Raw genomic sequence first — 20,944 nt, 5'->3', positions numbered from 1 at the left:
TTCAATAATCGTTCGTGTGAGTTTCGAAACGGAAGGAGAAAACCTTAGAGTCGGAACGCGGTCAGAATCGCGGTAACGATTCGCACGACGAGGAACGGGGCCAACACTGCGATACCGATACCTGCGACCCATCCGGCGAGTAGCACGGCGAGGTCGCCGCCGAGCAGTTCAACGCCGTAGATGTACGCGAGTCCGACGGCGGCGACGGCACCGACAGCAAGGGTGAGAATACACAGCGCGGCCAGTATCCGACGAATCGCGTCGAAGGTTGGAAGCCGTTTCGGGAGGGTGGTGGTTTCGTATTTCATGGTGCGTTTCCTCAGGTAAAGAGAGGACTGCGCACCGCAAAAGTGTTAGCTGAAATACAGTTATGTAGAACGCACTACTGAAACCGAATCAAGTATTATAATTGTCACTTTCTCCTGCCGATTCCGAACTGCTGACTGTCGTCACTCGATTCTTTCACCGGTCAAAAACAGCCTTAACTCGTCATGCAACCTGTCCGCGTTCGATTTTGACGACGTTCAAATCGCCGTCTACGATGACGCGGAGTTCGTCGTCGGAAAGCGAAATCGCCACTTCGATTTCCCACGGATCGTCGGCGAGAATCGTCGTCTGCCCGTCGCTCACGCACCACGAGAGCGCCCAGAACGGTTTCTGGCAGAGGTCGATTCCGTGGTCGCTGTAGAAGGTGACGACCTGCGATTGGTCTAAGAGGGAGAGGCCGACTGTCGAACGAAGTCGGTGGCGACACTGTTCACACTGGTGGTCAACGCGGATTTTCGTGCCGAGGATGTCTTCCGAATCGCGGGTCACGTCTGTCTCCATCTTCCCGTTGCACTCCGGACACACGCCGTCGGCGGCGAGGCAGTGGAGGTGGCGAACGCGCTGGTTGAACGCGTCCATGATTTCACAGTCGGTTCGGTCGTTCAACCCGCCCGGCGGGAACGAATAGCTTCCGTACAGTTTCGCGCAGTCGGGACAGTCGATGACCAGCGTCTCGTCCTCGTAGGTGGCCTGTAGATTCGCCTCGCAGTCGGCACAGGTTTCTTCCAGTTCGATTGGGTCGAGTCGCGGATGCTCGTTGAACGACCCGGCGAGAATCGCGCTGACGACTTTCTTTCCGGCCTGCCGGAAGTCGTAGCCCTCGTCGGTTTGCACGACGAAGTGGTCGGCCAACTGTTGGAGGTGGTAGTTGAACTGCGCGCTGTCGCGCATGCCGACTTCCTTCCGGAGTTCCGAGAACCGAACCGGGCGTTCAGGCGCCTGCCAGAGGGCTTCGAGGATGGAGAGACGTGTCTCGTTGGCGATAACTGAAAACGCCTCCGCCGGAGCGAGACAGTCGTCGCATTCCTGAAGCGGGGTATCACTGCTCATATACACACTACGGACGGGTAGCGAATAAAACGTTATGTGAATTTCATTTTTGCAACTATTCTGTCAAAAGCGCGCGCCATACCAGAACAGTAGGTTTATCAGTCGTTCGGGCCGAATCTACGACAAATTACTCTCAGGAGGTCAACGTTGACAGGAACACACAACCAACCGGAGGTGAACATCGGACTCGTCGGGCACGTCGACCACGGGAAAACGACTCTCGTGCAGGCGCTTTCCGGCGAATGGACCGACCAGCACTCCGAAGAGATGAAGCGCGGCATCTCGATTCGACTTGGCTATGCGGACGCGACGTTCCGGCAGTGTCCAGACGTGGACGCTCCGGAGTGTTACACAGTCGATGAGACGTGCCCAGACGGTTCGGACAGCGAACCGATTCGTACAGTTTCTTTCGTGGACGCACCCGGCCACGAAACGCTCATGGCGACGATGCTCTCGGGCGCATCGCTGATGGACGGCGCAGTGCTCGTCGTCTCGGCCACGGAAACCGTTCCGCAGGCCCAGACCGAAGAGCACCTGATGGCGCTCGACATCATCGGCATCGAGAACATCGTCATCGCGCAGAACAAAATCGACTTAGTTGACCGCGACCGCGTGGAGCGCAACTACGAACAGATTCAGGAGTTCGTGGAAGGCACGGTTGCGGAAGACGCACCAGTCGTCCCGATTAGCGCCCAGCAGGAGGTCAACATCGACCTGCTGATGCAGGCTATCGAGGAAGAGATTCCGACGCCGGAGCGCAACCCGGACGACGACCCGCAGATGTACGTCGCCCGCAGTTTCGACATCAACCGTCCCGGCACGACGTGGGACAAACTCACGGGTGGCGTCCTCGGCGGCAGTCTCGTGCAGGGGAACCTCACCGAAGGCGACGAACTCGAACTACGCCCCGGACGGGAAATCGACGAAGGCGGCCAGACCCATTGGGAACCCATCCAGACCGACGTTCGCTCCCTTCAGGCGGGCGGCGAGATGGTAGACGAGGTCACGCCCGGTGGTCTGCTCGGTGTCGGCACCGGACTCGACCCGAGTTACACCAAAGGTGACGCGCTGGCCGGACAGGTCGCCGGAACGCCCGGCACTCTTCCCCCGACGTGGGAGAAGTTCACGATGAAAATCGACTTGCTCGACCGACTCGTCGGCTTGGACGACGAGGAAATCGACGAAATCAGCACGGGCGAACCGCTCATGCTGACCGTCGGCACCGCGACGACCGTCGGTTCGGTCACCAGTGCGCGCGACGGCGAGTGCGAAGTCGCACTCAAACGTCCCGTCTGCGCACCGGAAGGCGCGAAAATTGCCATCAACCGCCGTATTGGCGCACGCTGGCGACTCATCGGAATCGGAACGCTCACTACCAACTGATGGTTCACACGGTCGCCATGGACACGAGCGCGCTCATGATGCCCGTCGAATCGGGCGTCAGGGTGTTCGACGAACTCGACAGGCTCTTGGGCCAGTTCGACTGCGTCACACCCCGTGCCGTCATCTCGGAACTCGACGGACTCTCGCAGGGCGGCGGCGCGGAAGCGACCGCCGCCAGCGTGGGCGCGGATTTGGCGACTCGCTGTCGAACCATCGACCACGAAGAATCGTACGCCGACGACGCGTTCGTCGAACTCGCACCCGAGTTCGACTTCGTCGTCACGAACGACGCCCCCCTTCGGAAACGTCTGCTCGACGCTGGCGTACCGGTAATTCATATAAGGGGGCAGAACAAACTCGCAATCACTCAACCATAGCATGTACAAACGGGTTAGACTGAAAGATACGGTCGAGGTTCCGCCCCAGTTCCTCGCAGATGTAACGCCGGGGCTGGTGCAGCGACTTCTACAGGACAAACTTGAAGGACGGATGGACGAGGACGTCGGCAGCGTCGTCAGCGTCACCGAAGTTCACGACATCGGTCACGGCGCGGTGCTTCCAAACCGCCCCGGCGTCTACTACGAAGCAGAGTTCGACGCCGTCACGTTCGACCCTCAGATGCAGGAGGTCGTGGACGGAGAAGTCGTGGAAGTCGTCAACTTCGGTGCGTTCGTCGGTATCGGGCCGGTGGATGGACTGCTCCACGTCTCCCAGATTTCGGACGAATATCTCGCCTTCGACGACGAGAATCAACAGCTCGCCTCGCGCGAGTCCAACCGCACGCTCGGCGTCGGTGACTCGGTTCGCGCGCGAATCGTGACGAAGAGCATCGACGAGCGCAATCCGCGCGAGAGCAAAATCGGCCTCACGGCGAAGCAGGTCGGTCTCGGCAAACACGGGTGGCTGAAAGAAGACCGTGACTCGCGCCAAGCGACTACCGAGAGTGAATAACCATGGCCAGTAATCGACTCGCCTGCCGCGACTGCCACGCCGTGCTCCAAGCTGACGAGGAAATCTGCTCGATATGCAACTCCACCAGCCTCACGGAGGACTGGAGTGGTTACGTCGTCATCGCCCACCCCGAGGAGAGCGAAATCGGACAGGAGATGGGTGTGTCGGAACCGGGGAGCTACGCGCTGAAAGTCAGATAACGTGACCGACTCCGTCGTCTTGCTCCCTCGCGCACTGCGAAGTGAGCTCAAGGAACCGCTCGGGCCGATTTTCACCGATACAGAGAGACTTCTCGAATCCGCTGGAAGCCCGCTCGTCGCGGTCGGCGATGTCGTCACCTACCATCTCGAATCGGTCGGTGTCACGCCGGACGTAGCGCTGGTCGATGGACTGACGAAACGCGACACGGTCGAACCAGAAATCCGCGATGCAGTGAGTGACGACGCCCGCCACGTCCCGGTCGAAAATCCTGCGGGGGTGCTCACTCACGACCTCCTTTCGGCGCTCGTCGGGGCAATTGCCGCGCCGGAAGCGACCGTTCTCGTCGTGGACGGCGAAGAAGACCTCGCGGCGCTTCCGGCGGTGCTCGCCGTGCCCGAGGGGGGAAGCGTCGTGTACGGCCAACCGAACGAAGGGATGGTTCTCGTGCAGGTGACTTCGGCCGTGAAAGAACAGGTTGCCGACCTGCTCTCGCAGATGGACGGCGATACGGAGCGACTCTTCTCGCTCGTTGATGACGGTCGAAATTCATAATCCGCTAAGCGAAAAAATTTATTGGGTGTGGCCTGCCACCTCGTAACAATGCCTAGCGGTCAGCGTGGGGACGACGCGACCGTGGAGTTCACGCGGGTACTCCAGCAGTTGAAACGCAGGGGGTGTAACCTGTTGCTCGTCGGGTCAGTTCCCGATTCCGTTCTGTCGTGTGCCTGTCGGAAGTTTTTCGGCGACCCTCACGAACGTCGCTTTCGCGTGGTCGTGCTCACCGGAACGTCCCGGACGACGGTCGATGAACGAATCCCGATGTACGGCACCCACGAAGAGCGGACGGCCGTCATCACACATCTAACCGAACTATCGGACTGTGGAGTTCCGCCGGTTCGCGTCGATTCGGGTGTTTCGGAGCTTTCTGACGCCGTCTCGGCGGCGATAACCTCCTTCGAGACGGGCGACGGCCTGCAATCGGGACAGCTCCGACTCGGACTGGATTCGCTCGAATCGCTGTTCGAACGCTACGACCCCGAAGTCGTCCGGCAGTTCCTCAGCATCGTCACGGGACAGGTTCGCGGCGCGAACGGGATGGGCCACTTCATCTTCCCGCGCGACTACGACCACGAACTTGTGACCGAACTCGCGCCGCTGTTCGACGGCATCATCGAGTACCGCGTCGATGGAGAAGGGCAAGAACGGTGGCATTTCCCGACCCGCGATTTACAGTCTCCGTGGCTTTCGGTGTAGGGTACCAATCGCCCACTTCGAAATCCTTTTACACGCTACAGGGAGAAAAGGAGTATAACTGAGTGTTACACATGGAAGTCGAAATCCTCTCACAGGAGCAGAATCCAATGCTCCACCGGAATGAAGTGCGGTTCCAGATAGTTCACGACGAGGCAACGCCCTCGCGCCTCTCGGTGCGAGACAGTCTCGCGGCGAAACTCGACAAAAACGCGGACGAAGTCGTCATCCACGAGATGAGCACGAAGTTCGGCATGCGCAAGACGGTCGGCTACGCGAAAATCTACGACAGCTCCGAGGACGCGCGCGACGTCGAACAGGACTACATGCTCGAACGCAACAAAATCACGGCCGACGACGCCGAGGCCGACACGGAAGCAGAAGCCGAGGAGGCTGAATAATGGCGCGAAACGAACTCTACAACGACGACGGCACGACCGAGCGAGAACAGTGCCCGCGCTGTGGCGACTCGTTCCTCGCCGACCACGGTGACCGCGTTCACTGTGGTAAATGTAGCTACACCGAGTGGAAGTAAATGCGAATCCTCGGCGTTGAGGGTACTGCGTGGGCGGCCAGCGCGGCCGTTTATACTACGAACACCGATTCCGTTTTTATCGAAACCGACGCCTACCAACCGGAGAGCGGCGGCATTCATCCGCGAGAAGCCGCAGAGCACATGAGCGATGCGATTCCGACAGTCATCGAGACAGCCCTCTCCAACGCAGACGGCCCAATCGACGCGGTTGCTTTCTCGCGCGGGCCGGGACTCGGCCCGTGTCTCAGAATCGTCGGCACCGCGGCGCGCGCGCTGTCGCAAAGTCTGGACGTACCGCTGATTGGTGTGAACCACATGGTCGCCCATCTCGAAATCGGGCGACAGCAGTCGGGGTTCGATTCGCCCATCTGTCTAAACGCGAGCGGCGCGAACGCACACGTCTTGGGCTATCGAAACGGACGCTATCGCGTCCTCGGCGAGACGATGGACACGGGCGTCGGCAACGCCATCGACAAGTTCACGCGACACGTCGGGTGGTCGCACCCCGGCGGGCCGAAAGTCGAGGAGGCCGCGAAGGACGGCGAGTACATCGACCTTCCCTACGTCGTGAAGGGGATGGATTTCTCCTTCTCGGGAATCATGAGCGCGGCAAAGCAAGCCGTCGATTCGGGCGAAGCAATCGAGGACGTTTGCTTTTCCTTGCAGGAGAACATCTTCGCCATGCTGACCGAGGTTGCAGAGCGCGCGCTTTCACTCACGGGACGCGACGAACTCGTCCTCGGCGGCGGCGTCGGCCAGAACGCGCGACTCCGCGAGATGCTGGCCGAAATGTGCGACCAGCGCGGTGCGAAGTTCTACGCCCCCGAACCGCGATTCCTGCGGGACAACGCGGGAATGATTGCAGTACTTGGAAAGGTGATGCTGGACGCGGGCGACACGACCCCCGTTTCCGATTCGGCGGTCGATTCGAACTACCGCCCCGACCAAGTCGAGGTTTCGTGGCGAACTGACCGCGAGGAAGTGTTCCGAAATGTCGGGGAGCGCGAGATTCGCGGCGCGGAAGCCACCGTTTCAATCGGTTCTGAGCGCGTGACGAAGCACAGAGCGGTCAAATCCTATCGCCACCCCGAACTCGACGCGCGTCTTCGAAAGGAGCGTACGACCCTCGAAGCGCGCCTGACGAGCGATGCGCGCCGTGCCGGGGTTCCCACGCCGGTCGTCTACGACGTTGACCCCGCGACGGCCACAGTCGAGTTCGAACACGTCGGCGAAAACGACCTCCGCGAGGAACTGACCGCATCACGAGTGCGCGACGTTGGTCGGCATCTCGGCGCGATGCACCGCGAAGGAATCGTCCACGGTGACCCGACGACGCGAAACGTCAGATGTGCGGGGGGCGACACGCCCCCGAACGAGCGAGCGGGCGATTCCCGCGAGTCCGACCGCACGTATTTCATCGACTTCGGATTGGGCTACTACTCCGACGACGTGGAGGACTACGCGATGGACTTGCACGTCTTCAATCAGAGCCTCGCCGGAACCTCGGACGTGGCCGACGAGTTGTGGCGCGAGTTCGAATCCGCCTACTTAGAAACTGGTGACGAACAGGTCGTTACCCAACTGCGCGAAATCGAAGGCCGCGGGCGGTATCAGTAACGACTTTGACGTGGAGCAGTCGTTTCACGCCTTTTCTGAAATGGGCCTTATTTTGGTGGAGTGACGACCGTAACAGTCGTGTTTGTAGTCTCCTGCTTCGTCGCCAAAACCTATCTCGCCACTGTCCCGACCTTCCATTCGCCGATTCTCACGAAAACTCTCCTTGGCCGTAAACACCTCCCCATCTTCTCCAACTCCATGCCCCAAACGCTATTACCGGCGCGAACATTCGCTATCATATGTCCGACAAAGAAACCTCAGGAACCCTCTTCGGCATGCCGTACAACTTCGAACGCCCCAGCGTCGGCCGAATGCTGTCGGCCTACTGGAAACCCGGCGAGAAGATGCTGGTCGAAAAACCGTTCGGCATCGGCTACACGCTCAACCTCGCTAACTGGCGCTCGTGGCTCGTCCTCGCGGTTGCCGGAATCCTGCTCTGGCACGAACAAAGTGGCCCGGACGTAGAGGACGCCAAAGACGAACCCGTAGAAGTCATCGTGGACGACGACTGATTCGACGCCTCTTTTTGCTCGCGCCACACCCACTCAATCATGATTCGGTTCGTCACCGGCAACGAGGGGAAAGTGCGCGAGGCACGCGACTATCTGACCGACGAGGTTCGCCAAATAGAGTACGATTACACGGAAATCCAGCACGACGACCTCGCCGAAATCGCGCTCCACGGCGCGCGCGAAGCGTTCGAGGAGACGGGCGGCGAAGACCCCGTCGTCGTGGACGACGCAGGGTTGTTCATCGACGCAGTCGGTGGCTTTCCCGGTCCGTACTCTGCCTACGTCGAGGACACCCTCGGCGTCGAGCGCGTCTGGCAACTCGCCGAGCAAGAGGAGAATCGCCGCGCTCACTTCCGCTGTGTCGTCGCGTACTACGACGGCGAAACCGCGGAAACCTTCTCGGGTGCAGTTCCGGGCACGCTAGTCGCCCCGCGCGGTGACGGCGGTTTCGGCTACGACCCAATCTTCGAGCACGAAGGAAAGACGATGGCCGAAATGACCACGGAGGAAAAGAACGCCATTTCCCACCGCGGGCGGGCGCTGGCGAAGTTCGCAGACTGGTTGGCGGAGCGGTAGACCGGCGCTGAACGGAAGAGCGACTTAGTTTTCCATCTCTCTGTCTGGCCCCGGATACTCCCCGCCGACCACCACGTCGTACAGGCTTTCGGGGTCGAACAGTGAAACGAACCCATCCGGGCGCTTGACGCTGACAGAAATCCGACCCTGAAGCGTGGCCGCGGTTTTCGCGCTTCGCAGGTCGTCGTCGTAGGAGACGATGTGCGCCGCGTTTCCGGCGTGGGCGCTGGCGAGGGCGGGATGGTCGCCGGGCGACTGCTCGACTTCGAGTCTGCATTCCTCGATTTCTTCGCGCCAGTCGCGGGCCAGTGGGTCATCCGCCAGTTGGCGGATGACCCATTCAGATTCGTCCAACAATTCGTCGCTGGCGACGAGTTCCACCCACGAATGCCCGCGAACGATGTCCATCGTTTCGCGGGCGTCCCCGCCGACTAGCAAATCCGCGGCCAGTACGTCCGCATCGACAGCGATGCGGGCGGGATTCGGATTACTCATTTCGTCGCTCCGAAAGCGTCTCACGGACGGTTTCTACGTCTGTGTCGAACTGCTTCGCCCGGTCGAACAGGTCGTGCCACGTCATAGAGTTGTCTGCGAGTTCGAGAGAGAAAAGCGCTCGTTTCGCCGCGAAAATCGTTCGACTGCTCAGGCCGATTCGTTGCCGAGCATGTCGGTCGTTACCGACTTCTCGTAGTTCAGCGCATCGAGTTCGACGCGCTCGGTGTAGCCCTGATACTCCACGATGACGTAGTATTCGACCGAAAGCGTGCTCTCTTCTCCCTGCTGGAGGTGCGTCTTCCACCAGTCGCCCAGTTTCGAGTTATCGAGCGGGACGGTGTCCCGAATCGTTTTTTCGCTGTTCGGCGCAATCTCGATGTCTCGCTCGTTCGCCTCGTCAGCGAGGACGACGTCGTTCATCGTTACGCGGTACCCGATTTCGGTGATGTGGATAGACTCGGCTTGGTCGTTTTTCACGACGGCGGAGGATTCGATTGGCGTCTCGGCCATCGTCGCATCGCCCCACTCCGCTTGCGTCCCGGAAACGGTTCCAACCTGTCTCCCTGCGACGGAGAAATCCAGCGTCGAATTCGAATCCACCGGCCCGAGCATATCGGTCGTGATGGTCCCGCGCTCCGCTTCGCCGCCGACGGGCAGACGGGCGAATCCAGCATCGACCGTCACGTCCCGTTCGACCACGCGGTCGGTTTCCTCGCCGTTGTTGACGTGGCCAACCCACCACTGCTGGACTTCGCGGTCTGTGATGTCGCCGGACAGTTCGAGGTCACTGCGTCCCGAATCGAGAGTTTGGCTCGTCTGGCCTTCGACCAACTGCACGTCGTTCATCAGCACACGATAGTTTGCATCGACCGAAAGTCGGTCTGCGAACAGCGACCCCGGTTGATTCGGGTTCTGCACGACTGCGCTCGTTCGAATCCCGGTGTTTCCGGTTTCGGGGACGACCCACTCGCTTTCGACCGATTGGAGTTTCGGCGGTTCGAACTCGGTTGCCTCGGTTCGCGGCACCGTTTTCGTGGTCGTTTCGCCGCCGCCCAACACGTCGGTCGTGAAGACGACGCGCTTGCTCAGGAAGGGGAGCGTGACTTTCTTGGTTTCGCCATTCTCGTCAACCGTGGCGTAAAACTGCACGTCCATCGTCGTCTGTTCGCCGTTTTCGACGTGGCTCTCCCACCACGCCGGCAGTTTGCCGTTGTCGAACGTCGAGTCGATGGAGAACGACGTTCTCTCGCCCGGTGCAACGTTCACCTCGCCGTCTGTCGTGCCCTCGGCGACGGTCACGTCGTTCATCGTGATAGTGTAGCCGAGTTGTGAGAAGGCCACGTCCCCGCTGGTCGGATTTTCGACGGTTGCGTCGACGTTGAGCGGTGTTCGTTCTTCCGTCGCTTCGCCCCACTCGGCGTCGGTTTCGGTCACGCGGAGCACCGTCCTCTCTCCGGCGGTCATCGTCTGCGTTTCGTTACTTTCGAACGCGCCAAGGAGATTCGTTTCGAACGAGCGTTCTTCGGCGGGGAGGTTCTTCGAAATCAGTGGCAGACTGATTGCCGGCTGGATACTCACGGTAGTTTGCTCGCCGTTGTTGATGTGGGTCGCCCACCACGCGGGAATTTTTTGATTGTCCATCCGCGTCAAAAGCGAAATCGTGGACTCTCCCGTTGGAACGCCGACGTTGTTGCTCGTTCCCTCGGCGACAGTCACGTCGTTCATTCCGACTGCATAGGTCACGTCGGCGACGCCGGGGACGCCGACTGAACTCGGATTGTGCAGGTCGATTTCCGTCCGGATTTCGCTCGTCTCGGGGTTCACCGCACCCCAATCGGTTCGGACTTCTTCGACGGTCGGTTGGCCGACGGTGAGCATCCCGGACGTGACGGCTACGCCGAGACCTCCGGCAGTGATGACGAACACCGACAGTATCCCGACGACGAACTTTCCGAGCAGGCTACGTGGCGTCACGACTGCCTCCTAAAATTGACGTATCGAAAGACACACAGTTCATTAGATGGGCAGTTCGGCTGGAACCCCAAGTATGTTTACCTGTAATTATCCAGCGTGGGAATCGGGATGTCGGAGTCGGTTGTTTACTGCTCTGCGGCCTGCACCAGTTCCGCGAGTTCGCCCCGAACCTCGTCGCTCACCGGGCGGTGCGGTCGGCGCGGCGCACCTGCGGGTGCGCCGCGCGCTTGCATGGCCGCTTTCGCACCGGGAACGCCGTACTCGGCGGTAATCGCCTGATTCAGTTCGACCAGTTTGGCGTTCAGCTGGCGCGCCTGCGCGTCGTGGCCGCCCTGATGCAGTCGATAGATTTCGCTGGCACGCTCGGGTGCGACGTTCGCCAGTCCGAGGATACCCCCGTCAGCACCGGCGTCGAGTCCGGCGGCGAAGATGCTGCCGCTTCCCACCAACAGGTCGAAATCTGCGTCCTCGGTGCGAGCGCGCTCTCGCTGGAGTCTAGTCAGGTTCCCGCTCGAATCTTTCATCCCGGCGATGTTCTCGTGGTCGGCGAGTTCGCCGACCACTTCTGGCGAGAGGACGACGTCGGTGAACACTGGAACGCTGTAGAGGTACACCGGAATCGGACTTTCCTCGGCCACAGTTCGGTAGTAGTCGGCCAACGTATCATCGCCGTGACCGAAGTAAAAGGGCGTTACCACGAGCGCGGCGTCGGCTCCCGCCTCCGCCGCGAGGTTCGTCTGCCGGAGCGTCTCGCGGAGTCCGGGATGCCCGGTTCCGGCGAGAACCGGAACGCTGGCTTCGTCCGCGACGATTTCGGTCACTCGATTGCGCTCCTCAACGCTCATCAGTTCCGCCTCGCTGTTCGACCCGCAGGGGACAATGAAATCCACGCCGCGGTCTTCGACCCACGCGACCAGTTCGCGGAGGTCGGCCTCTCGGAGGTTCCCCTCGTCGTCGAACGGTGTCAGCAGTGGGACGCCAGTTCCGTGCATGGCTCTCACATCTCACGCCGTGACTATGAAATCGGTGGTAGCGGAAGGGTCGTACAGCCGTCTGACGCGGTTTTAAGTCACCGTCGCGCCGAGCTAAAACCGGGCGCGCACAACACTCTCTCCCATCCTCCCACTTCGCGCGCCCGGCACACCACCCACATCCTCCCTGACCCCGCTCTCCCACACCTCCACTTCGGGACTCCCCTTTCGGCAGGCAACTCCTGACTCGTCGTAGAGCTACCCTGACAGTTCCAAACGGTGCCTGTACTCCTGACAAACAGTTCATAACAAAGAGGTATCCCGTCTTTTTCGTATTTGCGCCCGACGGCTCGGGCGCGAAGCGTGTCGCAGTCTCGCGGTGGGTTTCCGGCGGGGCCGGGGGCTCTGGCGGCGGGTTGGCTTCCCGTTACAGTGTCACCAATCTCCCCACGAAAGTTCTCGTCCCGGACGACCCTAGAACCCCGCGCTGCCCAATCGTTTTTCCGGCTCTATTGAAATCCGTGGAGAGTTACAGATTCAATTAGTAGTGTAACTGGATGCAGTTCTTCCCGAAGTCGCGGTTGCCGTGCTTCGTGGAGCAGGCATGCATGTACAGTGGAATTTCAATAGCTGTGTTTCGACAAATATCGGGGAGGGCTGGTGGTTGCCTTATCGTCATCGCATAGACGCGAGTCCTCACCAACCCATCGCCGGATTGGTGGCGGATTGCCGTATCCAAGAAGCGACCTGCTCCTCGTCCAGCGCGTCCGTCTTCTTCAGATCCAAAGCCTGTCTCTCCGGCCCCGTCCCGCTGGGCGGCTCCGGTTCGAGATACGTTTCACACACGAACGACAGTTTCACATGTTTCGAGAATGCGCTGAACGACGCGAACCATCCTTGGCCCTCGACGCCGTAGAACGGTTGGTGATACTTCACGGCGCGGCGTACGGGGGACACTTCCTGTTGAATGATTTCATCGAATTGTGTCGCAACCTCACGCTTCCACCCCCGGCAACGCCGCAATGTACGCCTTCACCGCAACCGACCCATCGGAATCGTCCTTCCTCCGTACCGTCTGGTAACGTTTGCGCCGTTCCTCCCATTCTTGCTCGGTCGGAACCTGATCTGGCAACTCGATTTCTCCGAAGTCTTCGTCCACGATGGTTTTCTCTCCCTCTCGGCCTGATATCGCGGTCACGACCAACACCGAGTCTGATTCCTCGGATTCAGAAAACAGGTCGAAGTCTAGCCGCAACGTGTCTCCTCTCCAGTGGCGAGCGAAGCCCACCCAGCCGTCGGAGTAGTTTTCCCGTGTGTCTTGCTCAACCTGGAAAAGACTCATCAAGGCTGGAATGACGTCAGCTCCCCATTGGAGGCCCTTTTCCAGTTCCGTGAAACGAACTCCCTCGTCGTGTTCGGCACGGTAATAGGGTGCTCTGATTGCTCGGTTCGACATCACGAGTTCAGCGACCCGTTGGGTCGTCAGTGGGCCGGATACGCTCATAGACACTCATTAGAACGTAGTACGGGAGTATCAATATTTCCGCGGTTCGAAGAACGCCGGTTTCAGCCCTCGTCAGTGGCATTCCGAAATATATTCGTATCTATTTGTATATTATCGAAATATAATTCCTACGGTGGGGCTTTACATTGATAGCGACAGCGAACCGCACTGACTACGCCGACCCCTGTAGTCGCTCACGAACCGCCGGGAGCGCATCCCGCGCGGCGATGAGCGCAACGCGGTCGCCGCCTTCGAGCGCGGTTCCGGGGAGCGGAATCGTCATTCGCTCGTGCGAACGTCCGTGGGCGTAGATTCGCGCGTCGGTCGGTAGTTCGACGCCCATGACGTGCGTTCCGATAAGTTCCGAACCCTCCGGAATCGTCATCGTCGTCAACTGCAAGTTCTCGGTCAAATCCGCGATAACGTCGAAATCCCCGCCGAGCAGGGCAGTTTTCGCTCCCGCAGCGCCGAGGCGTTCGGGGTAGATGACCTCGTCCACGTCGTCCGCGAACTTGTGGTAGATGTCCTCCCGGTAGTCCTCGTCGATGCGCATGACGGTTCGACAGCCGTGATGTTTGCCGACCATGCAGGCCGCGAAGTTGACGTTCAAATCGCCGGTCAGTCCGGCGATTGCATCCGCCGAGTCGATACCGGCCTCGACCAGTGCGTTCTCGTCCGAACCGTCGCCTTCCACGACTTCGAAGCCGTCCTTGCGCGCTCGCTCGACTTTGTCGGGGTTGCTCTCCACGATAACGAGGTCGTGGCCCTCCTCGGTTAGCACTCGGGCGGTTCGCAATCCGACTCGTCCGGAACCCACGATAACAAATCGCATGGCTGTGTGAAAGCGAAGCGAGAACAAAAACGTTGGTGTGGTTCCGTCAGCTCGGGGAGATGACTGCTGATGAACTCTGTTCTTAGCAGTCGTCTTCGTTGCCGTCCGACCCGTCGTCATCAGGTCCGCTGTTCGAATCATCGCCGTCGTCTGCGCCATCATCGCCACCGTCGTCCGAATCGTCGGAACCATCGTCGCCACCGTCATCCGGCACGTCACCAGAGCCGAGAACGAAGAGGTCGGCATTCTGGACGTATTGGTGGTCTATCGTCGAACCTGACGGATAGGTGGCGGTGAACACCTTACCGTCCGCAATGACTGGGGTGTTGGCGCATGGTCCGTATTCGTCGAAATTCCAGCTTCCGAACGTGTAACTCCACTCCCGGTCACCGGATACTACATCGACGGCGACGACTACCGCCTCCCCGAGGTCGGTCTCGGGGTCGGTCCGTCCACCGACATAGACCGTTCCATCGGCCACTGTTGCATCCCTGCTCAAGGACGCTTCCGCGTCGTGCGTCCACGCCACGTCGCCCGTCGTCGCATCGAGTGCGATTATTTCGGTTGCGTTACCGTTGTAATCGGGCACGAACAGTACGCGGCCATCTGCGACGGTGAGCGACCTGATTCTTCCCCATATCCCGTCGAGTTCGTGTTCCCACAGGAGGGACCACCGTCGGCGGATCTGGCCTGAATAACCGGGGTCGAATCGCTGATTTCCTCCTCAAGAACTCCGTACACCGTTCCGTCGGCAACTGCTTTGAACAAGCCGTTGCTGTATTCGTACCCGACATCGTCGGGAAGACGCCACTGTTCGGCCCCATCGTCGGTAGAAAGTGCGATTCCTTCGCCGTAAAAGAGAGTGCCGTCAGCGTAGCATGGTGTCGTCCAGTGGGTAGTGTCGTCCGTCCGTTCGGTTTCCCATATGGTTTCACCCGTTTCGGGGTCGAATGCGTACGCATTTCCGCCATCGGTAGCGTACAGTTTTCCATCTGCAAACGACGGGAACGACCAAATCGCGTCGTCTTTCAGCCACTTCGTCTCGCCGGTTTCGGCGTCGAGTGCGACGAGATTGCCCTCGTTAGATGCGAACTCTTCGGTTACCGTCGTGACGAAAAAGACCGTTTCGCCACCGACGACCGGAGTTTGAGCGGCGAAGTCCCGCTTCCACCGCTCGTCTCCCGTTTCCGGGTCGTAGGCGGCGATGTATCCGTCGCTCACCGTTGGACTAGTGGATTCGTTTGCGGCCAGATACAGCGTCCCATCCGCGACCACTGGTTCGATGTACGACATACCGCCGTTCAAGTCCATTGACCAGTCGGTCCTTACCGCCGATTCGGGACCGCTATCGGTAGTTGAGCCCGTTCGTCCGGCGTTCCCACGATACATCGTCCATCCGCCTGTCGGTGTGCTTTCATCGGTGCTATCGTCATCTCGTTGTGCGAGGGTGATACCGGTGCCCGCGATGCTGGCTCCGCCGATAGCGACGCCAACCGTCTTCAGGAATGTCCGCCTTATTTCGTTCGGCATGCATCTACGGTTTTTCATAGCCACTCCTTTCCTATGATTATGGTAAACGAGCTATTTTGACGATAACTATCATTTAATCGTATAACTAATAAAAATATATAAATTGGTTTGTATAGTTATTCTAGTTCGGGGCGATAATGACGCTCGCCGTGTCAGTATCCCCATCCGAATCAGTGATGCGAAGCGTAACTTCGAGCGATTCGCAGTCCGGAACAGTCACTTCGACTGAGTGGCCGGTTTCGTCGTACTCGCCATCGCCGTTGGTGTCCCACTCGTGCGTTGGCCCTTCGTCGGTGTAGCAGGTCGAGCAGGTTTCGAGACGGACGGTATCACCCGCTTCGAGGTCGTCGAGGTTCGACGAGGACTCGATACACGCTTCCGGCGCTTGTCCGTCCGAATCGTCCTCTTCGTCACTGTATTCGAGAGCAAACAGTGTCGACTTCTCTCCGTCCGGGGTATCGTCGTACGGCCAACTCGGACTGACCGTAACGTACACTTTCTCGTCAACGACGACGGGAGTTCGGACAGTGAGCAACTCATAGTCCCACTCCCCAAGCGTGTATCTCCATTGTTCTTCGCCGGTCTGCACGTCGATTGCGAGGACAACCGCCTCTTTTGTGTCGTCCAGTTGCTTTACGCCACCGACGTAGAGAACGCCGTCTGCCAGCGTTACGAACTGAGTGCCTACGTCCAACTCGTATATCTCGCTCGCTGTTCCTGTCTCAGCATCGACTTCGATTACTGTGTCCGACCCCCACGTTGTGATGAACGCGCTCCCGTCTCCTACCGTCACGGACCGAATAACCGAATTGTCCGGATAGCTGTACGACCATTCGCTCGAATCGTCGTCTGCAGAGGTGGTGTAGAGTTGGTTCGTGCCGTCTGCTGGATACAGAATTTTGTAGACAAGTCCATCGCTTATTGTGTGCACCGAGTTGTTGTGCCACGAGTAACTCCACTTCAGAGAACCGTCGTCGGGATTTCGAGCACCCGTGCTGTAGTGGAGGGTCTCGTTTCCGTAGAAGACCCTGCTTGAGTTGCCCCTCTCCTCCCACAGTAGCTCACCCGTTTCAGCGTCGTACGCGTATCCACCATCGGTGTACACCCGTCCATCGACAACTACCGTTTCGGGCTGATACAGATGCTCATCTGTACGTTTCCACTCCGTTTCTCCCGTCTCCGCGTTGAGTGCAAACAACGAATCGTCAGTTCCTACGTAGGCGGTGCCATCGACAACGGTCGGAGAGGTTGTGACTCTAATATCGTCTCGCTTCCACTGCCGCTCGAACGTGGCCGCATCGTAGGCGGCGACGTATCCATCGGTACTTTCCGCGTTCCGTACCGCAACTGAGAGATACACCGTCTCACCGACGACGACGGGTTCGCCGAGTTGGATTAGTTCATCCGATGATGCCTCGAAATCCATCTTCCGATGATTCGTCGCACGCGGCACGGGGCCACTCGCGTCCGTCGACCTGTTCCGCGCCATGTTGCCGCCTCGTGTCGGCCATCCATCTGCATGAACTGTACCATCGTCGCCCGTGTCACCATCGCTGTCGTCGTCTTGCTGTGCGAGTGTGACACCTGTTCCAGTGAGGCCTGCCGCACCAACTGCGATACCGACCGTTTTGAGGAACGTCCGCCTCTCTTCGTTTGGCATGCGAACGAAATTCTGTTCGCTTAACTATTTCCTATGAATGAATTAAACGGGCTCTGATTCCAACTATGTGTCATTTAATCAGTCAGTGTTCAATCCTTTTCTTGTTTTTCTATTTATAGATTAGAGTGCGAATTTCTCTTATGAGTTTACCAAGACGAATCGAAGAAACACTCCGCTGTTCGGCTGAGAAACTGAAAAAGCCTAGGCCGGGATTTGAACCCGGGCTCTCGTCCTTACCAAGGACGCGCTTTACCGCTAAGCTACCCAGGCGCAGGCATCTATTTCTACACACGGAACTGTCTTTAGGCGTTTCGATTTCGGTCAGGGGTCGGTCGTCGATGACGGCGGTTCATCGACGTGATTCGTCCGGCGTCCTGACAGCTTTGCGAGTCTCTCCGCGGTGTCGTCGGGAAGGTTCGAACTGGATTCGTGTTCGGCTACTGTCGTCGCGAGATGTTCCGCGTATCGTCGGGCCCCTGCCGGTCGGTCACCACCCGTCGCGGTCGTTCCCGCGACGATGGCGAGTTCGAACACGTCAATTTCGAGCGCGCCCTCGCCATTTCTTGCGGTCTGGTCGCGACCGAAGGACTTCACGGTTCGAACCGCTGTTTCGGCGGCTTCCGTGCGCGCGAGAAGCGAAAAGCCGCGAGAAACCATCACGTCCGCGGCGAGAACCGCGATGTTGCTCTCGGTGTGTGGCGGTTCCGCGTTCCACGGTTCGTCGTGTGCGAGTCTTCGTGTGAGTCGCAATCCTTCGTAGATGAGTTGGACGCCTGTGGCGCGACGCTCGACTTCGTTTGCATCGACATCGTCATCGCCTGCTCGCACGCTGAGCAACGTCAGCACACCCGGGATGATTCCCGACGATTCCAGCAGTCCGTCGATGTATTCGCGGAGTCGCGCTGGCGTAATGTCCTCGATAGCCTCGCGCGCTGCCCCGCGCGCCCGGACGGCCTCTTCCATTATCGGGGCTTACGACGGAACTGCCAAAGACCTTTGGAAAGCGTCGCCAACGTGGCGTATGATTCGCGTAACCGATGGCTCGAAAATCAGAACGATCACCATCGACCGCCCCGCGTCCCGCAACGCACTGACATCCGAAGGTCTCGACGACCTCGCGGAAGCCGTCGAAAACGCCGGCCAATCGGTCATCCATCTTCATGGCGAAGGGACCGCTTTCTGTGCCGGTGCCGACCTCGATACTGTCGCCGAACTGAACCAAGACTCGGCTGAGGCGTTCGCGGAGCGCGGCCAGCGCACCGCGAACGCAATCGAGCGCGCTGAAAGCGTCGTCGTCGCCGGAATCGACGGCTTCGCCCGCGGCGGCGGGGTGGAACTCGCGCTCGCCTGCGACCTACGAGTCGCCACGCCGAACGCGACGTTCGCCGAACCGGGGGTGCAACTCGGTATCTTCGGCGCGTGGGGTGGCACTGCCCGACTTCCCGAAATCGTCGGACTGGGTGACGCCCTCGACCTCGCGCTTTCGGGCCGGGTCGTGGACGCGGAGGAAGCCAGACGGATGGGCTTAGTTTCGCGCATCACCGACGACCCACGGGCAGTCGCAGAAAAAGTCGCCGACAATGCGCCGGATGCGCTTCGAGTCGTCAAATCCCGTGTCCGCGACCGGTCTTCGATAGGGGTACAGGCCGCCCGCGAGGCCGAAGCGTTCGGTGAACTCGTCGCAGAACACGCCGAGGACATCGCCGCTACGCGCCGCGCGACTAAATAAGTAAAACCTCACAGCGATTCCGGTGCTGGCGGAACCGCCCGCTTGTGCTCGCTTCGGGCGAACATCGACCCGATTCGGGACACGTCTTCCTCGCTTACGCCGTCAACCTGCCGAGCGGTCGCAGAGGCCGAAAGCGGGCCATCGACGTGGAGCGCCAACACCGCGTCCAGCGTGTCGTAGTCGATTCCCAATTCCTCTTCGTCGGTCTGTCCGGCCCAGAGTCCCGCGGTCGCCTCTTTTTCCGCCAGTTCGTCGGGGACGCCGACGTGTCGCGCCAGTTGGCGCACCTGCTGTTTGTAGAGGTTGCCGATTGGGTGGCAGTCCACCGCCCCGTCGCCGTACTTCGTGAAGTAGCCCACGAGCGCCTCGGTTCGGTTTCCGGTTCCGAGCACCAGCGAGCCTTGGTGGTTCGCGACGAGGTAGTTCATCACCGCTCGCGTGCGGGCGCGGGCGTTGCCCACCGCCATCTGGTCGCCCTCTGCCTCGCTGTAGGCGTTCAGAAACTCGTCCACGATGGGGTTGATTTCGAACACGTCGTAGGAAATCCCGAGTTCTTGGGCGACCCACTCCGCGTCGCTCATGTTGTCTTCCCGGCTCACCGCGCCGGGCATAACGAGGCCGTGGAGGCCCTCGGTTCCGAGGGCTTCCACCGTGAGGTAGGCCGTCAGCGTGCTGTCGATTCCGCCCGATAGGCCGAGAACTGCGGATTCGGTTCCTGCCTCGGTGACTTTTTCCTCGATGAAATCCGTGATGTGGTCGCGGTGGGCGTCGAGTTCCGACTCCGAGAGTTCGAGGTCTATCATAGGTCAGTGTAGGTCTGCTGATGACTAAAACATCCCCGATGGTGGTGGATTTGTGGACGAGTGTTCAGTCGGGGAATGTTGAAGTTGAATCGGAGCGTAGTATGTGTGGAACCGTTCGAGTGCGCTAGTCTGGGCGAAATTGACAGTATTCGAACGTCGGTTACAAGCGCCGGTGTCCTGCTGAACGGAGTGAAGCAGGGCTCGGCGCGTAAGGAGCGGAGCGACGAAACGCGCCGGTGGTCTAGTGGGAGGACATGAGCTTCCCAAGCTCATAGCCCGGGTTCAACTCCCGGTCGGCGCATCTACTCAAAGTCCATTCTCCTGAATCTCCAGAATTTCCTCAACATCATCCTCGTCAAACTTCATCGGCCTGCGCCACCACGGCCCTTTTCCGGAATCGCTAGACAACTCGGTCACGATTCGATTCGCCTCCACCCCTGCCTCGGAACTGCTTAGTGGAACTGCCTGCTCGTACAACCCTGATTCTTCCTCTGCACCCTCCACCAACACCTCCGCATCGAACTCCTCACGTTTCAGATGCGCATTATTGGCGAAAACTTCCCGAACCCCATCCCTCAAATCCGAAAACTCCGCACCCGAAATCGGCTCCCGAGCGAGTCGAAACTGACCGATGATGTAGGTTCCCCAATCGGGAGTAATCCATTTTTCTTCTGGCTCGCCACTCGTCGAAAGCGTCGCGTAGAAGAAGACGAAATCACCTTCGTCTAACTCCAGCAGTGGCCGGGCTTTCACGCCGAAGGGGTCGCCGTAGGTGTATCGCTCACAGCAGGGGTACTCCGCGAACTCCGGGTCGAGGTGAACCGAGAGTTGGTCCGCACCCTCCGGCAGTTCGACCGAGAGGTCGAGGTCGGCGTAGGTCGGCACGTTACCACTGGTCGGTTCCGACTCGGGAATCGGGACGTATTCGAAACTCCCGTCCGGAAAAACCGGGCCGCGGACGCCGGGCTGATTGGTGTTTGCGGCGACGTTGATGGCGACGGCGCGGGGCATGGCGTTCTGTGGGAACGCAAGCGTGAAAAGCG

The 20,944-nt window shown here is 59.6% G+C and carries 26 protein-coding genes and 2 tRNA genes; 13 read left to right on the top strand and 15 right to left on the bottom strand.

What is annotated here, in order from left to right:
• Positions 1–44 precede the first annotated feature (44 nt).
• The gene (locus tag BW974_RS11845) at positions 45–308 is read right to left on the bottom strand and encodes a hypothetical protein (protein WP_076430495.1); all 264 of its coding nucleotides are present in this window, start codon (positions 306–308) and stop codon (positions 45–47) included.
• Positions 309–489: 181 nt separating this feature from the next.
• Entirely contained in the window at positions 490–1,377 is an 888-nt protein-coding gene (locus BW974_RS11840) for a winged helix-turn-helix domain-containing protein (RefSeq protein ID WP_076430494.1), read from the bottom strand.
• A gap of 147 nt (positions 1,378–1,524) precedes the next feature.
• On the opposite strand from BW974_RS11840, the gene BW974_RS11835 reads away from it, so the two are divergent.
• From BW974_RS11835 to BW974_RS11785, 11 genes are all read left to right on the top strand, one after another.
• Positions 1,525–2,760, top strand: a complete 1,236-nt coding sequence (locus BW974_RS11835; RefSeq protein ID WP_076430493.1) for a translation initiation factor IF-2 subunit gamma — start codon at positions 1,525–1,527, stop codon at positions 2,758–2,760.
• Between the two features lie 17 nt (positions 2,761–2,777).
• Positions 2,778–3,137 carry a type II toxin-antitoxin system VapC family toxin gene (locus BW974_RS11830; RefSeq protein ID WP_076430932.1) on the top strand — a complete coding sequence of 120 codons (360 nt, stop codon included), beginning with the start codon at positions 2,778–2,780 and terminating at the stop codon, positions 3,135–3,137.
• Between the two features lies 1 nt (position 3,138).
• Entirely contained in the window at positions 3,139–3,711 is a 573-nt protein-coding gene (locus BW974_RS11825) for a DNA-directed RNA polymerase (protein ID WP_049969528.1), read from the top strand.
• 2 nt (positions 3,712–3,713) lie between these two features.
• Positions 3,714–3,911: a transcription elongation factor subunit Spt4 gene (spt4, locus tag BW974_RS11820; protein WP_049969529.1), complete on the top strand. Its 198-nt coding sequence runs from the start codon at positions 3,714–3,716 to the stop codon at positions 3,909–3,911.
• Position 3,912: 1 nt separating this feature from the next.
• A complete protein-coding gene (locus tag BW974_RS11815; RefSeq protein WP_076430492.1) occupies positions 3,913–4,464 on the top strand; it encodes a GTP-dependent dephospho-CoA kinase family protein in 552 nt (183 codons plus the stop codon).
• Between the two features lie 48 nt (positions 4,465–4,512).
• A complete protein-coding gene (locus BW974_RS11810) occupies positions 4,513–5,166 on the top strand; it encodes a DUF7504 family protein (protein ID WP_076430491.1) in 654 nt (217 codons plus the stop codon).
• Between the two features lie 71 nt (positions 5,167–5,237).
• The gene (locus BW974_RS11805; protein WP_076430490.1) at positions 5,238–5,564 is read left to right on the top strand and encodes a 30S ribosomal protein S24e; all 327 of its coding nucleotides are present in this window, start codon (positions 5,238–5,240) and stop codon (positions 5,562–5,564) included.
• Positions 5,564–5,698 carry a 30S ribosomal protein S27ae gene (locus tag BW974_RS11800; protein WP_076430489.1) on the top strand — a complete coding sequence of 45 codons (135 nt, stop codon included), beginning with the start codon at positions 5,564–5,566 and terminating at the stop codon, positions 5,696–5,698. The genes BW974_RS11805 and BW974_RS11800 overlap by 1 nt, the downstream gene beginning before the upstream one ends.
• Complete coding sequence (locus BW974_RS11795) at positions 5,699–7,315, top strand: bifunctional N(6)-L-threonylcarbamoyladenine synthase/serine/threonine protein kinase (RefSeq protein ID WP_076430488.1); 1,617 nt, start codon at positions 5,699–5,701, stop codon at positions 7,313–7,315. It abuts the gene before it with no gap.
• Between the two features lie 239 nt (positions 7,316–7,554).
• Entirely contained in the window at positions 7,555–7,827 is a 273-nt protein-coding gene (locus tag BW974_RS11790) for a DUF5808 domain-containing protein (RefSeq protein ID WP_076430487.1), read from the top strand.
• Between the two features lie 36 nt (positions 7,828–7,863).
• Positions 7,864–8,403 (top strand): XTP/dITP diphosphatase, encoded by a 540-nt coding sequence (locus BW974_RS11785; protein ID WP_076430486.1) that lies wholly within the window; start codon positions 7,864–7,866, stop codon positions 8,401–8,403.
• 24 nt (positions 8,404–8,427) lie between these two features.
• Here the strand turns inward: BW974_RS11785 and BW974_RS11780 are convergent, their stop codons facing one another.
• From BW974_RS11780 to BW974_RS11735, 11 genes are all read right to left on the bottom strand, one after another.
• Complete coding sequence (locus BW974_RS11780) at positions 8,428–8,898, bottom strand: DUF7384 family protein (protein ID WP_076430485.1); 471 nt, start codon at positions 8,896–8,898, stop codon at positions 8,428–8,430.
• 147 nt (positions 8,899–9,045) lie between these two features.
• Positions 9,046–10,872: an LEA/WHy family protein gene (locus tag BW974_RS11775; RefSeq protein WP_076430484.1), complete on the bottom strand. Its 1,827-nt coding sequence runs from the start codon at positions 10,870–10,872 to the stop codon at positions 9,046–9,048.
• Between the two features lie 125 nt (positions 10,873–10,997).
• Positions 10,998–11,864: a dihydrodipicolinate synthase family protein gene (locus BW974_RS11770; RefSeq protein ID WP_076430483.1), complete on the bottom strand. Its 867-nt coding sequence runs from the start codon at positions 11,862–11,864 to the stop codon at positions 10,998–11,000.
• 675 nt (positions 11,865–12,539) lie between these two features.
• Positions 12,540–12,800: a DUF1801 domain-containing protein gene (locus BW974_RS26195; RefSeq protein ID WP_245800057.1), complete on the bottom strand. Its 261-nt coding sequence runs from the start codon at positions 12,798–12,800 to the stop codon at positions 12,540–12,542.
• Positions 12,801–12,837: 37 nt separating this feature from the next.
• Positions 12,838–13,347 carry a hypothetical protein gene (locus tag BW974_RS26190; RefSeq protein ID WP_217694322.1) on the bottom strand — a complete coding sequence of 170 codons (510 nt, stop codon included), beginning with the start codon at positions 13,345–13,347 and terminating at the stop codon, positions 12,838–12,840.
• Positions 13,348–13,519: 172 nt separating this feature from the next.
• Positions 13,520–14,179, bottom strand: coding sequence for a potassium channel family protein (locus tag BW974_RS11760; RefSeq protein WP_076430931.1), 660 nt, complete (start codon positions 14,177–14,179; stop codon positions 13,520–13,522).
• Positions 14,180–14,261: 82 nt separating this feature from the next.
• Positions 14,262–14,807, bottom strand: a complete 546-nt coding sequence (locus BW974_RS24650) for an outer membrane protein assembly factor BamB family protein (RefSeq protein WP_245800085.1) — start codon at positions 14,805–14,807, stop codon at positions 14,262–14,264.
• Positions 14,735–15,727 carry an outer membrane protein assembly factor BamB family protein gene (locus BW974_RS11750; protein WP_084186264.1) on the bottom strand — a complete coding sequence of 331 codons (993 nt, stop codon included), beginning with the start codon at positions 15,725–15,727 and terminating at the stop codon, positions 14,735–14,737. Before BW974_RS11750 ends, BW974_RS24650 begins: the two co-directional genes overlap by 73 nt.
• Before the next feature lie 103 nt (positions 15,728–15,830).
• The gene (locus BW974_RS11745; RefSeq protein ID WP_076430481.1) at positions 15,831–17,369 is read right to left on the bottom strand and encodes a PQQ-binding-like beta-propeller repeat protein; all 1,539 of its coding nucleotides are present in this window, start codon (positions 17,367–17,369) and stop codon (positions 15,831–15,833) included.
• 198 nt (positions 17,370–17,567) lie between these two features.
• Positions 17,568–17,639, bottom strand: a tRNA-Thr gene (locus tag BW974_RS11740).
• 51 nt (positions 17,640–17,690) lie between these two features.
• Complete coding sequence (locus tag BW974_RS11735) at positions 17,691–18,332, bottom strand: DUF7114 family protein (RefSeq protein WP_076430480.1); 642 nt, start codon at positions 18,330–18,332, stop codon at positions 17,691–17,693.
• A 58-nt stretch (positions 18,333–18,390) separates the two neighbouring features.
• On the opposite strand from BW974_RS11735, the gene BW974_RS11730 reads away from it, so the two are divergent.
• Positions 18,391–19,098 carry an enoyl-CoA hydratase/isomerase family protein gene (locus tag BW974_RS11730; protein WP_076430479.1) on the top strand — a complete coding sequence of 236 codons (708 nt, stop codon included), beginning with the start codon at positions 18,391–18,393 and terminating at the stop codon, positions 19,096–19,098.
• Positions 19,099–19,106: 8 nt separating this feature from the next.
• Here the strand turns inward: BW974_RS11730 and BW974_RS11725 are convergent, their stop codons facing one another.
• The gene (locus tag BW974_RS11725) at positions 19,107–19,901 is read right to left on the bottom strand and encodes an NAD+ synthase (protein WP_076430478.1); all 795 of its coding nucleotides are present in this window, start codon (positions 19,899–19,901) and stop codon (positions 19,107–19,109) included.
• A gap of 230 nt (positions 19,902–20,131) precedes the next feature.
• Here BW974_RS11725 and BW974_RS11720 point away from each other — a divergent pair.
• Positions 20,132–20,202: transfer RNA gene (locus BW974_RS11720), tRNA-Gly, on the top strand.
• A 5-nt stretch (positions 20,203–20,207) separates the two neighbouring features.
• On the opposite strand, the gene BW974_RS11715 is transcribed toward BW974_RS11720, so the two are convergent.
• Entirely contained in the window at positions 20,208–20,912 is a 705-nt protein-coding gene (locus BW974_RS11715) for an Nmad3 family putative nucleotide modification protein (RefSeq protein ID WP_076430477.1), read from the bottom strand.
• Positions 20,913–20,944: the final 32 nt, after the last annotated feature.

This window comes from Haladaptatus litoreus (assembly GCF_900156425.1).
In the GTDB taxonomy this organism is placed as follows: Archaea; Halobacteriota; Halobacteria; order Halobacteriales; family Haladaptataceae; genus Haladaptatus; species Haladaptatus litoreus.
This window is presented reverse-complemented; position numbering and strand designations above follow the sequence as displayed.